Origin of the sequence: Streptomyces sp. B21-105, from assembly GCF_036898465.1 — a bacterium.
Lineage (GTDB): Bacteria > Actinomycetota > Actinomycetes > Streptomycetales > Streptomycetaceae > Streptomyces.
This window is the reverse complement of record NZ_JARUMJ010000001.1, coordinates 3610905-3623921: the sequence shown is the minus strand read 5'-3', so window position 1 is coordinate 3623921 and position 13017 is coordinate 3610905. Positions and strand designations below refer to the sequence as shown.

Here is a 13017-nt window from a genome sequence, read left to right as displayed (position 1 = left end):
CAGAACACCGGGGGAGCTCATGGAAACGTTCTTCTATGTCGTGCCGAGCATCGTGATCGCCGTCATGCTCTTCCTCGCGTACAAGACCCTCGGCCGGACCCGGCAGGTCAGAGCGGCCTGGGACAGCGGGGTCACGGCCGAGGGCCGTTGTCTGCGGACCTACACGCGCACCAGCGGCGGGGGCGGCGACACCTCGGTGAGCACCACCCTGCACCACGTCTACGAGTTCACGACGAGGGACGGCCGCGCCTACCGCTTCGACGAGGGCGGCGGTCCGGGCACCGTCATCGAAGGTGACATCGTCACCGTCTTCTACGCGCCGGACCACCCGGAGGGGGCCACGGCCCAACGGCCGAACCGGGGGAGGCTCGCCGCGGGCACCGGCTGTCTGCTGGCCCTCTGCGCCGTGTTCATCGCCTTCTGCATCGGCTTCATGGTCTTCGCCCACACCTTCTTCTCCGAGGCGGACAGCATGATGCCCTGACGGTGCGTTCCCTGACGCCGCACATCCGACGGCGCGGGTCCCCCGGCTCTCCCTGGCTCCCCCCGACCCTCCACATCTGACGATACGTCAACTACCGTGCGCGCTCATGGAGTCCACCAGGAACACCGGTACCCGACCCGGGCCCGGATCCGGTACCGTCGCCGAACTCGTGGCCGCCCGCTGGGGCGACCGCCGGCCGGGGCTGTGGTGCGAGGACACCGTCCTCACGCACCACGAGGTCGCCGCCGGCGCCGCCGCCCGGGCGGCCCTGCTGACCGACCTGTTGCCGCCGGACGGCCCGCCGCACCTCGGGCTGCTGCTGGACAACACCCCGGAGTTCCCGCTCTGGCTGTCCGCCGCCGCCCTTGCCGGGGCGGCCGTCGCCGGGATCAACTCCACCCGGCGCGGCCCCGAGCTGGCCCGGGACGTTCTGCACACCGAGTGCCGGCTGCTGATCACCGAGCACGCCCACCTGCCGCTGCTCAGAGGGCTCGACCTGCCCGGCGTCCGCCTGCTGATCACCGGTACGCCGGAGTACGACGCGCTCCTCGCCCCGTACGCGGACGCCCGCCCGGACCCGTCCCGTGCCACGCCCGCCGACCGGCTCCTGCTCTACTTCACCTCCGGCTCGACCGGCGCCCCCAAGGCCGCGATCTGCACCCAGGGCCGACTGGCGGCCGCCGGGCGTTCCCTGGCCGGGCAGTTCGCCGTCGGCCCGGACGACGTGCACTACGTCTGCATGCCGATGTTCCACGGCAACGCGGTGATCGCCGACTGGGCGCCCGCGCTGACGGCCGGCGCCGGCGTGGCGCTGCGGCGGCGGTTCTCGGCGTCCGGTTTCCTGGCGGACGTACGACGCCACCGCGCGACGTACTTCACCTATGTCGGACGGGCGATCCAGTACGTCCTGGCCACCGAGCCCGGCCCGGACGACCGGGACCACGCGCTGCGGCTGGGCTTCGGCACCGAGGCCGGAGCGGTCGACGCCGCCGCCTTCGAACGGCGGTTCGGGGTCCGGCTGGTGGAGGGGTACGGCTCCTCGGAGGGCGGGGCGGCGGTGCAGTGGTCGCCCGGCACTCCGCCGGGTGCCGTCGGCAGGGCGGGCGAGGGGCTCGTCGTCCTCGACCCGGAGACGTGCGAGGAGTGTCCGCGGGCCGTGTTCGACGCGGCGGGACGGCTGCTGAACGGCGACGCGGCGATCGGGGAGCTGGTCAACCGGGGCCCGAACCCCTTCGAGGGCTACTGGCGCAACCCGGCGGCGGAGGCGGAGCGGCGCCGGAAGGGCGGCGCGTACTGGACCGGCGACCTCTTCTACCGGGACCGCGAGGGCTTCCTCTACTTCGCGGGCCGCACGGACGACCGGCTGCGCGTCGACGGCGAGAACCTGGCCGCCGCGATGATCGAGAACATCCTCGCCCGGTACGAGGGGGCGGACGCCGTCGCCGTCTACGCCGTGCCGGACCCGGTGACCGGCGACCAGGTGATGGCGGCGCTGGCCGGGACGTTCGACCCGGCGGGCTTCGCCGGGTTCCTGCTCGCCCAGCCCGACCTGGGCACGAAGATGGCGCCCCGGTTCGTGCGGGTGGTGGAGCGGATGCCCGTCACCGCGACGAACAAGATCCACCGGGCGCTGCTGCGCCGCGAGGGGCCGCGCTGCGCCGACCCGGTGTGGTGGCGGCCGCCGGGGGAGTCCGCCTACCGGAGGCTGACGGCGGGGGAAGCCGAAGGGCCCCTCGTGTTCACGAGAGGCCCTTCATCTGTGCGCCGCCAGGGACTCGAACCCCGGACCCGCTGATTAAGAGTCAGCTGCTCTAACCAACTGAGCTAGCGGCGCATGACTCTCGCCCTCCGCCTTCGGCGGCCTGCGACGAAGAAAATACTACCTGGTCCGCGAGGGTGCTTCCGACCACGCGGCGGCACCCCCGGGGACGCGCCTCAGATGGCCAGCGACAGCAGGACCGGCGCCGCGTTCCTGTTCAGGGTCTCGGCGGCCTGGCGGAGCCGGTGGGCGTGGGCGACGGGCAGGGAGAGGGCCAGACAGCCCGCCGTGGAGCCGGCGGTGATCGGGACGGCCGCGCAGACCGTGCCGACCGCGTACTCCTGGAGGTCGAGCACCGGGACGGTGGGCGCCTGGGCCTCCAGACGGGACAGCAGCAGCCTGTCGCTGGTGATGGTGCGCGAGGTGAGCCGGGCCATCTTGTGCCGGGAGAGGTGGTCGCGGCGGCCGTTGTGGTCGAGCTGGCCGAGCAGGCTCTTGCCGAGCGCGGTGGCGTGCGCGGAGCGGCGGAAGTCGAACCACTCGTTGACGGACGGGGTGGCGGGGCCGTCCGCGTACTGGGTGATGGTGACCTCGCCGTCGACGTACCGGCTGATGTAGACGGCCGCGCCGACGGAGTCGCGCAGCCGGTCGAGGGTGTGCTGGAGCCTCGCGCGCAGGGCCTGGTCGTGGTCCTGCGCGGAGCCGAGGCGGGTGAGGGCGTCACCGGTCACGTACACCCCGTCGGCGAGTTGCTCGACGTATCCCTCGCGGCGGAGCATCCGCAGGAGCGTGGTCAGGCGCTCCGGGCTGAGGCCGGTCAGGCGGGCGAGTCGGCTGTCGGTGATTCCGGTGGGGTGCCGTGCCACGCTCTCCAGGACGCGCAGGGCGTGCTGGGTCGAGTGGTACGGCGCGGTCGGCTCGTGTTTCAGCGCCACGGTTCCCCCTGCGCTCGCGGTGTCGGCTGCGCTTGCCTATGGGCCGTAATCCGGTCAGTGAACCGTTATCACGATAACCGGCGACGGGCCCGCGGGGAGGGGTCTCGGCGGGATTGCCGACCCCCTCTCCAGCAGACTGTTCCTTTGTCATATGCCAGAGGCAGGAACCGGAGGAATTGGAGGAATTGGAGGAATCAGAGGCAGGAACCGGAGGAACCGCCCAGCCCGCTCCACGGCACGGCGCTCCACGACACGGCGCTCCACGGCATGGCGCGTCACAGCACGGTGGCACGGCGCGTCACAGCACGGCGCTGAGGAACTCCCGTGTCCGGTCCTGCTCCGGGTCGCTGAACATCTTCTCCGGCGTGCCCGACTCGATGACCCGGCCCGAGTCGAACATCAGCACCTGGTCCGAGATGTCCCGGGCGAAGCCCATCTCGTGGGTCACGCAGAGCATCGTGATGTCGGTGGTGCGGGCGATGTCCCGCAGCACGTCCAGGACGCCGGCGACCAGCTCCGGGTCGAGCGCGGAGGTCACCTCGTCCAGCAGCAGGACCTGCGGCCGCATCGCCAGCGCCCGCGCGATCGCCACCCGCTGCTGCTGGCCGCCGGACAGCTGGCTCGGGTACTTGTCGATGTGCTCGGTCAGGCCGACGAGTTCGAGCAGCTCGCGCGCCCGCTGCTCGGCCTCGTCCCGGGACAGGCCGAGGACGGTGACGGGCGCCTCCGTGATGTTGCGCAGCACCTTCATGTTCGGGAAGAGGTTGAACTGCTGGAAGACCATCCCGATGTTCTTGCGGACCTCGCGGACGTGCTTCTCGCCGGCCGGGACGAGTCTGCCGTCGCGTTCCTCGTGGGTCAGGTACTCGCCGCCCACCCGGATGGTGCCCTCGTCGGGCGTGGCCAGGGTCATCAGCAGCCGCAGGATCGTCGTCTTGCCGGAGCCCGACGGGCCGATCAGCGTGACGTGCTTGCCGGAGTCGACGGAGAAGTCGAGCCGGTCGAGGACGGTGTGGTCGCCGAACCGCTTGGTGACCTTGTCGAAGCGGATCAGCTCACTGCCGTCCACCGGCGGGTTGGCGAGGGACTCGGCGGACTGGGCGGACCGGACGGACTCGGCGGACTCGGCGGACTGGGCGGACTCGGCGGACTCGACGGACTCGAGGGGCTGCGCGGGATCGGTGTCAGCGGACAAGGCGTCGCTCCAGGGCTCGGATCAGAAGGGAGGCGGGGTAGGCGATGACGACGAACGCCACGCCGACGACGGTCAGCGCCTCCGTGGTGAAGGTCTCGTTGCTGAAGGTCTGGGCCTCGCCGAGCATGTCGAAGGCGCCGATCGTCGCGATCATCGGAGAGTCCTTGAGCATGGCGATGACGTAGTTGCCCAGCGGCGGGACGACCCGGCGGATCGCCTGCGGGAGGATCACCACCCGCCAGGTGCGGCCCTTGGACAGGCTCAGCGCCGTGGCCGCCTCCCACTGGCCGGCGGGCACGCCGTCGATGCCCGCGCGGTAGACCTCGGCGGTGTAGGTGGAGTAGTGCAGACCGAGGCCGACGATGCCGGTGGTGAGCGGCGACATCGAGAGGCCGAAGTTCGGCACCACGTAGAAGAGGAAGAACAGCTGCACCAGCAGCGGGGTGTTGCGGATGAACTCCGTGACCGCGACGACCGGCCAGCGCACCCACACCCGCCCGGACCGCTGGGCCAGCGCCCACACCAGTCCCAGCGCGAAGGCGATCAGCGTGCCGACGGCCAGCGCCTGGAGGGTGACGAGCACGCCGTCCCAGAAGCGCGGCATGAAGTCGTCCACGACGTTCCAGTCCCAGTTCATGCCGTGCCTCCTGCCGCGGACCGCGAACCGGCGGGCAGGTGTTCACCGCGGGCGTCGGACGTGCGGGTGCTCCCGCCGGATGTTCGGGTCGTTCCACCGGCCGTGCGGGTGGTCCCGCCGGGCTTCTCGGGCAGCTGCCCGACCCCCGCCTTGGCCCTGCGCTCCAGCAGCCGCATGCCGCGGGTGATGAGGAACGCGAGGACGAAGTACAGGACCAGCAGCAGGGTGTAGACCGGGGTGGTCTCGTTGGTGCCCAGCCGGACCAGGTTGCCGGCGAACGTCATGTCGGCCACGGTGATGACCGAGACCAGGGCGGTGCCCTTCAGCAGCTCGATCAGCAGGTTGTTGAAGGGCGGGACCATCTCGGGCCAGGCCTGGGGCAGTTCGATCAGGCGCAGCCGCTGCAGCCGGGTGAAGTTGAGCGCGACGCCCGCCTCCTTCTGCGCCGGGGCGACGGCGGCCAGGGACCCGCGGACGATCTCGGAGCCGTAGGCTCCGTAGGTCAGGCCGAGCGCGCTGACGCCGGCCCACATGGGCACCAGCTGCCAGCCGAACAGGGGCAGCGCGAAGAACATCCAGAACATCAGCACCAGCGCCGACATGCCCCGGAAGACCTCGAAGTAGATCCCGGCGACAAAGCGGACGATCCAGTACCGCGAACCGCGGGCCAGTCCGATCGCGAACGAGACGGCCGCGCCGAGGGCCGCCGCGTACACCGTCACCTGGACGGTGACCCAGATGCCCGGCAGGAACCAGGTGGTGAAGAACTCGGAACTCATCATCAGCCGCACAGCTCCTTCGCCGTGAGGTCCGTCATGTCGGCCTTCTCGAAGCCGAAGGGGCCGACGATCCGCAGGAGTTCCCGGTAGTCGTCCTTCTTGAGCTTCAGCAGCTCCTCGTTGAACGCGTCACGGAAGTTCTTCTCGGACTGCCGGAAGGCGAAGCCGCCCGCGCCGTATGCCGGTTCGCCGTCCACCACTGGCTGGAACGGCTCGGTCGCGGAGACCCGTCCGGAGCTCTCCACCGCCGACTTCACCGTGATGCGGGTGCCCGCGAAGGCGTCCACCCGGCCCTGGGCGACCGCGTCCAGACCGGCCACCTGGTCCGGCAGCACCAGCACGTCGCCGATGCCCGCGGCCTTGGCGTAGTCGATCTGGGCGTACGCCTTCCCGGAGGCGAGCTTGAGCCCCTTCTTCTTGACGTCGTCGTACGTCTTGATGCCGTGCGGATTGCCCTTGCGGACGATGAAGGAGTCCAGCATCAGATAGTCAGGGTCGGCGAACAGCACCTGCTCGCACCGGACCGGGTTGATGTACATCCCGGCGGACACCACATCGAACTGCCGGGCCTTGAGTCCCGGTATGAGGGCGCCGAAGTCCACCGGGACCGGCTTCACCTCGTCGATGCCGAGCCGCTTGAAGATCACCTTCGCGATCGCGGGCGCCTCCCCGGTGGCCTGCCCGTCGTCCCCGACGTACCCGAAGGGCGGCTCGCTCGCGATGCCGATCTTCACGGACCCCTGCTCCCGCAAGGCGTCCAGAAGGCTGCCCCCGAGAACCTTTCCGTCGTCCGGGACGCGACTGCAGCCGGCCGCCCCCAGACCCGCCGCGGCGCTCAGCGACACCGCCGCGACGAGCAGCGAACGGCGGCTGGGTCCTCTGTGGGGTCGGGGGCCGGTTCCTGATCTGTGTGCTTGTGGTCGAGCCATGGGCGCGCCGCTACCCGGCTTCCGGCGAGTTATGCGGATCGCTTCCGGCCCCGTTCGTCACGAGGGAGTGCGCGAAGGGCCTCGCGTCACCCGCTGCCCGGACGCGGGACGGCTGCCGCCGACGCGACGGGACGACCACCGGCGACGCGGCGGGACGACCACCGCCGGCGCGGCGGGACGCGATCGGATTGACCCATGAAAACGGGACTGCAATGCACCCTTCGGCGGGTCTTTCGGCGGCATAGATTCATCTGTGACGGGTCCGAACGGCCGCAGGCCGGCAGCCGCCCACCGTCCATCGCCCACCGATCTCCGGGAGTTCCCATGACCAGCCCCCTCGTCTCCAGCCCTCTCGTCTCCAGCCCCCTCGCCGTCAGCCCCCTCGTCGTCCGCTCCGGTGAGGCCGAGACCCTCCAGGACGGCGCCCTCAGCCTGATCACGCTGCTCGCCGACGCGGACGCCACCGGCGAGGCCCTCACCGCCAACAAGGCGACGTTCTCCGAGGGCTCGCCCGGCGCCCCCGCGCACTTCCACACCAAGGCGACCGAGGTGTTCTACGTCCTGGACGGCCGGATGCGCTTCCTGGTCGGCGACGAGGTGCGCACGCTGGACCGGGGCGACTTCCTGACGGTCCCGCCGACCGTCCCGCACGCCTTCGCGCCGGCTCCCGGCAGCACCGCCGAACTGCTCGTCCTCTTCACGCCCGGACTGCACCGCTTCGACTACTACCGGCTGCTGGAGCGCGTGCACCAGGGCGAGGCGAGCGTCGAGGAGATCCGCGCGAGCTCCGAGCACTACGACAACCACTACGTCGACAGCGTCCTCTGGCGTGACGAGCTGCGCCGGACCGCCCCGGACAACGCCTGAGCCGCCCCGGGCGACGGACACCCACGCGCTGGGGACGTCAGTGTCCGGGCACGTACCCGCGTCGCTTGTCGACCACGTTCCGCAACGGCCGACCCACCGCCCACCGCTCGAACAACTCGACGAACTGCGCGCCGAGATCGTCCCGCCAGCCGACCGTGTCACCGCTCATATGGGGTGAGATCAGCAGCCCCGGCACCCGCCACAGCGGGCTGTCGGCAGGGAGCGGCTCCGAGGTGAGGACGTCCAGAGCGGCGCCGGCGATCCACCGCCGCTCCAGGGCCTGCACCAGCGCCTCCTCCACGACCAGCTGTCCGCGGCCCACGTTCACGAACCGGGCCGAGGGCTGCATCACGCCGAACCGCCGAAGGTCGAACATGCCGCGCGTCTGCTCCGTGAGCGGGGCGGCCGCGACCACCCAGTCGGCGCGGGCCAGCAGCCGGTCCAGGTCGTCGGGGCCGTGGATGCCGGTCCGCGGGACGCGGCCGACGACCGCCGCGGTCACGCCGAGCGCCTTCAGCGTGCGGGCGACGGCCCGCCCGATCGGCCCCGATCCGACGACGACCGCCCGGGTCCCGGCGACCCGCCGGCCCTCCCGGTGCCGCCACTCGCCCCGCTGCTGGAACTCCCAGGTCAGCGGCAAGTCCTTCGCCATCGCCAGTACCAGCGCGGCGACGTACTCGGCGATCGGCTCGTCGAAGACGCCGCGGGCGTTCGTCACCACCGCGTCCGACGCGGTGAGTTCGGGACACATCAGGTGGTCCACGCCCGCGCTCGCCGTGTGCACCCAGCGCGGCCGCGGGCCCTCGCCCGGCCAGGCGGCGCGCACCGCGTGCGAGGTGAAGTCCCAGACCAGCAGGACGTCGGCGGCCGGCAGTCGCTCCGCGAGCGAGGCCTCGTCGGTGTGCACCACCCGGACCCGCCCGGTGAGCCGCCCGAGCCGGGGCGGCGGATCGGCGTCGAGGACGAGGAGCGTGGGAGGAGTGGCGGGAGACGGCGCGGCGGGAGACGGGGGGACGGCGGCCATCCGGTGTCCCTTCCCCGGCGCGTCTGACGTGCGCGGATTCCGACCTGCGCGGATGGACCACGGTGGCACCCGGACCCACCGTCGTCAACACGGCTGCGCCGGCGGCGCCTTGCCCGTCCCCTCCGCAGGGGCCCCGGCGGAGCCGACGGGCACCGGGGGAGTGCACGGCCGGAGCATGCGGAGCGCCCCCGCGACCGGTGGCCCCGCCGCCCCACCATCCCAGCGACCCACCGCCCCAGCGACCCCCCGCACATACCGCTCATCTCGGCCAACCAGGTGACCGCGTGGGCGGCGTTGCGCCGACTGGGTACCCGGGCGATGGGACCGTGGAGTGCTGCTGGACATCCCGGCGCGCGCGTGCGGCCCACCGAAACCGCCGGAGGCCGGCCCGCACCGCCGGACCCGCCGCCGGCACTGCCGGAAGAAGAGCAGCAGGAAAGGCTGGACATGACCGCACTCGGATTCCTCTACCCGGGCCACTCGGCCGAGGACGACTACCCGCGCATGGAGCAGCTCCTGGGCAGCGACGTCCGGCTGGACCTGGTCCACACCGACGTCGGCGAGGACGCCCACCGGGTCGACGCCCTGCGGCAGAAGGGCGCGACCGAGCGACTGGCGGACGGCGTCGGGCAACTGCGGCTCGCGGGCGTCGAGGCGATCGTGTGGGCGAGCACCAGCGGCGGGTTCGTGCACGGCTGGGAGGGCGCCCAGCAGCAGGTGCGCGCGCTGGCCACCAGCGCGGGGACGCCGGCCTCCTCGACCTCCTTCGCCTTCGTGCGGGCCGCCGGGGAGGTCGGGGCCGCCCAGGTGGCCGTCGGGGCGGCCTACCCGGACGACGTGGCCGCCCTCTTCGCCGACTTCCTCGCGGTGGGCGGCGTCCGGGTGACCGGCGTCCACAGCGCCGGGATCGTCACGGCGGCCGAGGTCGGCGCGTGGGGCGAGGCGGAGGTGCTCGCCCTCGCTCGCGCTGCCGACTCCCCCGAGGCGCAGGCGGTCCTGCTGCCCGGCACCGCCCTGCACACGGTCGCCTGTCTGCCGGAGCTGGAGAAGGAGCTCGGCAAGCCGGTCCTCACCGCCAACCAGGTCACGGTGTGGGAGGCGTTGCGCCTCACCGACCGGCGGGTGAACGCGCCCGGGCTCGGCACCCTGTTCACCCGGGAGCCCGTCGTCCAGGTGTGAGGCCCGGCACGAGGTGCGTGGCCCCGGTACGAGGTGCGGGCCCCGGTACGAGGCCTCGTATCGCCGTCGTCCCGTGTCCCCGCCGGGAATAAGCGGGGACAGCCTCCTGTTAGCGCTGCGAGGACAGCACACGGCTGACGACAGGAGGACCCCCGTGGCCGCAGAAGAGACGCCGGCAGAGGCCGAGCCGGCCGACCCGACGGCGGCGGACGGGATCCGCGGCACGGCACACGGCAGCGCCCCGACCCCCCTGTCCGTACTGGACCTGGTCACCGTCGGCTCCGGCAGCACCGCCGCCGACGCCCTGCGCACCAGCGTCGCCCTCGCGCGGTTCGCCGAGTCGCGCGGCTTCCACCGCTACTGGGTCGCCGAGCACCACTCGATGCCCGGCGTCGCCTCGTCCTCGCCCGCGGTGATCCTCGCCCACCTCGCCGCCCACACCGACCGCATCCGGCTCGGCTCCGGCGGCGTGATGCTGCCCAACCACGCGCCCCTCGTCATCGCCGAGCAGTTCGGCACCCTGGAGGCGCTGGCCCCCCGCCGCGTCGACCTCGGCCTCGGCCGCGCCCCGGGCACCGACGGAGGAACCGCGGCCGCCCTGCGCCGGACCGCCACCCTGCGCGAGGGCGCCGACGACTTCCCCGAGCAGCTCGCCGAGCTCACCCGCTTCCTGGACGACGACTTCCCCGACGGCCATCCCTACCGCAGGGTGCACGCCATCCCGGGCCCGATCCAGGGGACGTCCCCCGGCGGAGTGCAGTCGGCGCACCGGCCGCCGATCTGGCTGCTCGGCTCCTCCGGCTTCAGCGCCCGCCTGGCCGGCACGCTCGGTCTGCCCTTCGCCTTCGCGCACCACTTCTCCGCGCAGAACACCGTGCCGGCCCTCGACCTGTACCGGGCGTCGTTCCGGCCCTCCGCGGTGCTCGCCGAGCCGTACGCCCTGATCGGCGTCTCCGTGCTCGCCGCCGACGACGAGCGCGAGGCCCGCCGCCAGGTCCTGGCCACCGGCGTCAACATGGTCCGGCTGCGCAGCGGCCGCCCCGGCCTGTTCCCGTCCCCCGAGGAGGCGCAGGCGTATGAACTCGGCCCGTTGGAGCGCGAGTTCGTCGACTCGTGGACGGCGAACATCATCCACGGCACCGCCGACGAGGTCCGCACCGGCCTCGACGACCTGCACAAGCGCACCGGCGCCGACGAGTTGATGCTCACCAGTCACGCCCACCGCGGCGCCCTGCGACTGCGCTCCTACGAACTCGTCGCGGACGCCTACGGGTTGCCGACCGCGTAGGACTCGGCGGTCCCGCGCAGCTCGGAGATGCGGTCCGGCGAGACCGGGCGGGAGTACAGCCAGCCCTGCCCGGTGTCGCAGCCGATGCTGCGCAGCCGGGTCGCCTGCGCGGACGTCTCCACGCACTCGGCGGTGACGGTCAGCCCCAGCCGGTGGGCGAGGTCGATCATCGCCTCGACGACGACCTGGTCTGCCGGGTTCGGCGGGGTGGCCCCCTCCTTGTCGCTCTCGTACTGGAAGCCGCGCACGAAGGACCCGTCCAGCTTCAGCACCGACACCGGCAGCCGGCTCAGATAGGCGAGGTTGGAGTAGCCGGTGCCGAAGTCGTCGATCGCGATGCCCACGCCCATGTCGCTGAGCGCCTGCAACGCCTGCAACGGCCGTCCCGCCGAACCCATCACCGCCGACTCGGTCAGCTCCAGCTGGAGCAGGTGCGGCGCGAGCCCGGTCTCGGCGAGGATCTCCGCCACGTCGGCCACCAGGTCGGAGTCCCACACCTGACGCACCGCCACGTTGACGCTGACGAACAGCGGCGGATCGTCCGGATTGTCCAGTTGCCACTGCCGTGCCTGGCGGCAGGCGGTGGCCAGAACCCATCGGCCGAGCGGGACGATCGAGCCGTCCTCCTCGGCCAGCGCGACGAACCGATTCGGCGACAGCAGTCCGAACCGGGGGTGGTCCCAGCGGACCAGCGCCTCCACGCCGCGCAGCCGGCCGTCCGACATGCCGACCAGCGGCTGGTAGTCGAGCCGGAACTCGCCGCGCTCGATGGCCGGACGCAGCGTGGAGGCCAGTGCCTGCCGGGTCATCAGATGGGCGTTGCGCTCGGGATCGAACAGCGTCCAGCGGTCCTTGCCGTCCACCTTCGCCCAGTACAGAGTGGTGTCGGCGGCCTGCATCAGACCGGTCGCGGTGGTGCCGGCCGCGGCCCGCTCCACCACCCCGATCGACGCCGACACGTTCAGCCGGTGCCCGGCCAGGTCGAAGGGGGCCTGGAGCGCCTTGAGCACGGACTCGGCGAGGTCGGCGAGCTGGTCGGTGCCGGTGGAGTCCTCCACCAGCAGGGCGAACTCGTCCCCGCCGAGCCGGGCCACCAGCGGCACGCTCGGCCTGGTCCGCCCGGCGTTCTCGGCGCAGCCGTTCAGCCGCTCGGCGACGGCGGCCAGCAGACGGTCGCCCACCCGGTGGCCGAGGGTGTCGTTGACCGCCTTGAAGCCGTCCAGGTCCAGGTAGCACAGGCCGATCCGGCCGGTGCCGCCCTGCTCGTACGCCTCCGCCTCGGCCTCCGCCTCCAGCGCGGCCGACACCCGCTCGAAGAACAGCGTGCGGTTGGCCAGCCGGGTCACCGGGTCGTGCATCTGCAGATGCCGCAGCCGCGCCTGCAGGTCACGCTGGGCGCTGACGTCGGCCACGGAGAGCAGCACCCCGGGCGTCTCCGCCCCCGCGGTCTGCGCCTCCAGCGGTGAGACGGTGACCTGCGCCCACAGCGCGTGCCCGTCGGGCTGCTTCAGCCGCCGGGTGCAGCGCAGCTTGGCCCGCCGGCCGCGCAGCACCTCGCGGTAGGCGTGCCGGATCCGGGCGTCGGAGGCCAGGTCCAGCAGGTCGGAGGCGACCCGCCCGGTCAGTGGGACGCCGCCGCCGCCGAGCAGTGCGCCGAGCGCGGCGTTGGCGTCGACGATCCGCCCCTCGCGGTCGACGACGGCCATGGCGAGCGGCGCCGCCGCGAAGACGGACCGGTAGGCCGCGGGCCCGCCGCTCGTATTGTTGAGGTCACTCTCTGTGACGGCTGACCGGTCGAGGTCTGCCGCGGGCGTCGGCCCTTCGGACGTTCCGCTCACCGCTCGCTCCCGCAGTGCACTCGATCTCTGTCCGTGCAGGAAAGTCTGCCGATCATAGAGGCTGCCCGGGGACCCGCGCAGCCCATGCCCAGTGTCCCGGAAC

The 13017-nt window shown here is 72.4% G+C and carries 12 protein-coding genes and 1 tRNA gene; 5 read left to right on the top strand and 8 right to left on the bottom strand.

Annotated features, from left to right (window positions below; translation table 11 throughout):
• The first annotated feature begins 19 nt into the window (after window positions 1-19).
• Both QA802_RS16295 and QA802_RS16290 read left to right on the top strand, forming a co-directional pair.
• Window positions 20-484, top strand: coding sequence for a DUF3592 domain-containing protein (locus QA802_RS16295; RefSeq protein WP_334522915.1), 465 nt, complete (start codon window positions 20-22; stop codon window positions 482-484).
• 106 nt (window positions 485-590) lie between these two features.
• On the top strand, window positions 591-2279 hold the full coding sequence (locus QA802_RS16290) for a long-chain-fatty-acid--CoA ligase (RefSeq protein WP_334522912.1): 1689 nt from the start codon (window positions 591-593) through the stop codon (window positions 2277-2279).
• Here the strand turns inward: QA802_RS16290 and QA802_RS16285 are convergent.
• The 6 genes from QA802_RS16285 to ehuB form a co-directional block, all read right to left on the bottom strand.
• Window positions 2245-2318, bottom strand: a tRNA-Lys gene (locus QA802_RS16285). The two genes, QA802_RS16290 and QA802_RS16285, sit on opposite strands and share 35 nt — an antisense overlap.
• Before the next feature lie 101 nt (window positions 2319-2419).
• The gene (locus QA802_RS16280; protein WP_334522909.1) at window positions 2420-3178 is read right to left on the bottom strand and encodes an IclR family transcriptional regulator; all 759 of its coding nucleotides are present in this window, start codon (window positions 3176-3178) and stop codon (window positions 2420-2422) included.
• A gap of 298 nt (window positions 3179-3476) precedes the next feature.
• Window positions 3477-4247: an ectoine/hydroxyectoine ABC transporter ATP-binding protein EhuA gene (ehuA, locus tag QA802_RS16275; protein ID WP_334534679.1), complete on the bottom strand. Its 771-nt coding sequence runs from the start codon at window positions 4245-4247 to the stop codon at window positions 3477-3479.
• 115 nt (window positions 4248-4362) lie between these two features.
• Window positions 4363-5010: an ectoine/hydroxyectoine ABC transporter permease subunit EhuD gene (gene ehuD / locus QA802_RS16270; RefSeq protein WP_334522906.1), complete on the bottom strand. Its 648-nt coding sequence runs from the start codon at window positions 5008-5010 to the stop codon at window positions 4363-4365.
• Complete coding sequence (gene ehuC, locus QA802_RS16265; protein ID WP_334522903.1) at window positions 5007-5792, bottom strand: ectoine/hydroxyectoine ABC transporter permease subunit EhuC; 786 nt, start codon at window positions 5790-5792, stop codon at window positions 5007-5009. The genes ehuD and ehuC overlap by 4 nt, the downstream gene beginning before the upstream one ends.
• Entirely contained in the window at window positions 5792-6718 is a 927-nt protein-coding gene (ehuB, locus tag QA802_RS16260; RefSeq protein ID WP_334522900.1) for an ectoine/hydroxyectoine ABC transporter substrate-binding protein EhuB, read from the bottom strand. Before ehuB ends, ehuC begins: the two co-directional genes overlap by 1 nt.
• A gap of 324 nt (window positions 6719-7042) precedes the next feature.
• Between ehuB and QA802_RS16255 the strand changes: the two genes are divergently transcribed.
• Complete coding sequence (locus tag QA802_RS16255; RefSeq protein ID WP_334522897.1) at window positions 7043-7585, top strand: cupin domain-containing protein; 543 nt, start codon at window positions 7043-7045, stop codon at window positions 7583-7585.
• Window positions 7586-7622: 37 nt separating this feature from the next.
• Here the strand turns inward: QA802_RS16255 and QA802_RS16250 are convergent, their stop codons facing one another.
• Entirely contained in the window at window positions 7623-8609 is a 987-nt protein-coding gene (locus QA802_RS16250; RefSeq protein WP_334522894.1) for a D-2-hydroxyacid dehydrogenase, read from the bottom strand.
• A gap of 447 nt (window positions 8610-9056) precedes the next feature.
• Here QA802_RS16250 and QA802_RS16245 point away from each other — a divergent pair, with 447 nt between their 5' ends.
• Together QA802_RS16245 and QA802_RS16240 are read left to right on the top strand one after the other, a co-directional pair.
• Window positions 9057-9788, top strand: coding sequence for a maleate cis-trans isomerase family protein (locus QA802_RS16245; RefSeq protein ID WP_334522891.1), 732 nt, complete (start codon window positions 9057-9059; stop codon window positions 9786-9788).
• Window positions 9789-9942: 154 nt separating this feature from the next.
• Entirely contained in the window at window positions 9943-11076 is a 1134-nt protein-coding gene (locus QA802_RS16240; protein WP_334522889.1) for an LLM class flavin-dependent oxidoreductase, read from the top strand.
• On the opposite strand, the gene QA802_RS16235 is transcribed toward QA802_RS16240, so the two are convergent.
• Window positions 11055-12914 (bottom strand): putative bifunctional diguanylate cyclase/phosphodiesterase, encoded by a 1860-nt coding sequence (locus tag QA802_RS16235; RefSeq protein ID WP_334522886.1) that lies wholly within the window; start codon window positions 12912-12914, stop codon window positions 11055-11057. The two genes, QA802_RS16240 and QA802_RS16235, sit on opposite strands and share 22 nt — an antisense overlap.
• Window positions 12915-13017: the final 103 nt, after the last annotated feature.

What these genes read in the sequence shown, in the direction of transcription:
- QA802_RS16295 (WP_334522915.1), top strand. Translation starts at nt 20, where the DNA reads ATGGAAACGTTCTTCTATGTCGTGCCGAGCATCGTGATCGCCGTCATG.
- QA802_RS16290 (WP_334522912.1), top strand. Translation starts at nt 591, where the DNA reads ATGGAGTCCACCAGGAACACCGGTACCCGACCCGGGCCCGGATCCGGT.
- ehuD (WP_334522906.1), bottom strand. Translation starts at nt 5,010, where the DNA reads ATGAACTGGGACTGGAACGTCGTGGACGACTTCATGCCGCGCTTCTGG.
- ehuC (WP_334522903.1), bottom strand. Translation starts at nt 5,792, where the DNA reads ATGATGAGTTCCGAGTTCTTCACCACCTGGTTCCTGCCGGGCATCTGG.
- ehuB (WP_334522900.1), bottom strand. Translation starts at nt 6,718, where the DNA reads ATGGCTCGACCACAAGCACACAGATCAGGAACCGGCCCCCGACCCCAC.
- QA802_RS16255 (WP_334522897.1), top strand. Translation starts at nt 7,043, where the DNA reads ATGACCAGCCCCCTCGTCTCCAGCCCTCTCGTCTCCAGCCCCCTCGCC.
- QA802_RS16250 (WP_334522894.1), bottom strand. Translation starts at nt 8,609, where the DNA reads ATGGCCGCCGTCCCCCCGTCTCCCGCCGCGCCGTCTCCCGCCACTCCT.
- QA802_RS16245 (WP_334522891.1), top strand. Translation starts at nt 9,057, where the DNA reads ATGACCGCACTCGGATTCCTCTACCCGGGCCACTCGGCCGAGGACGAC.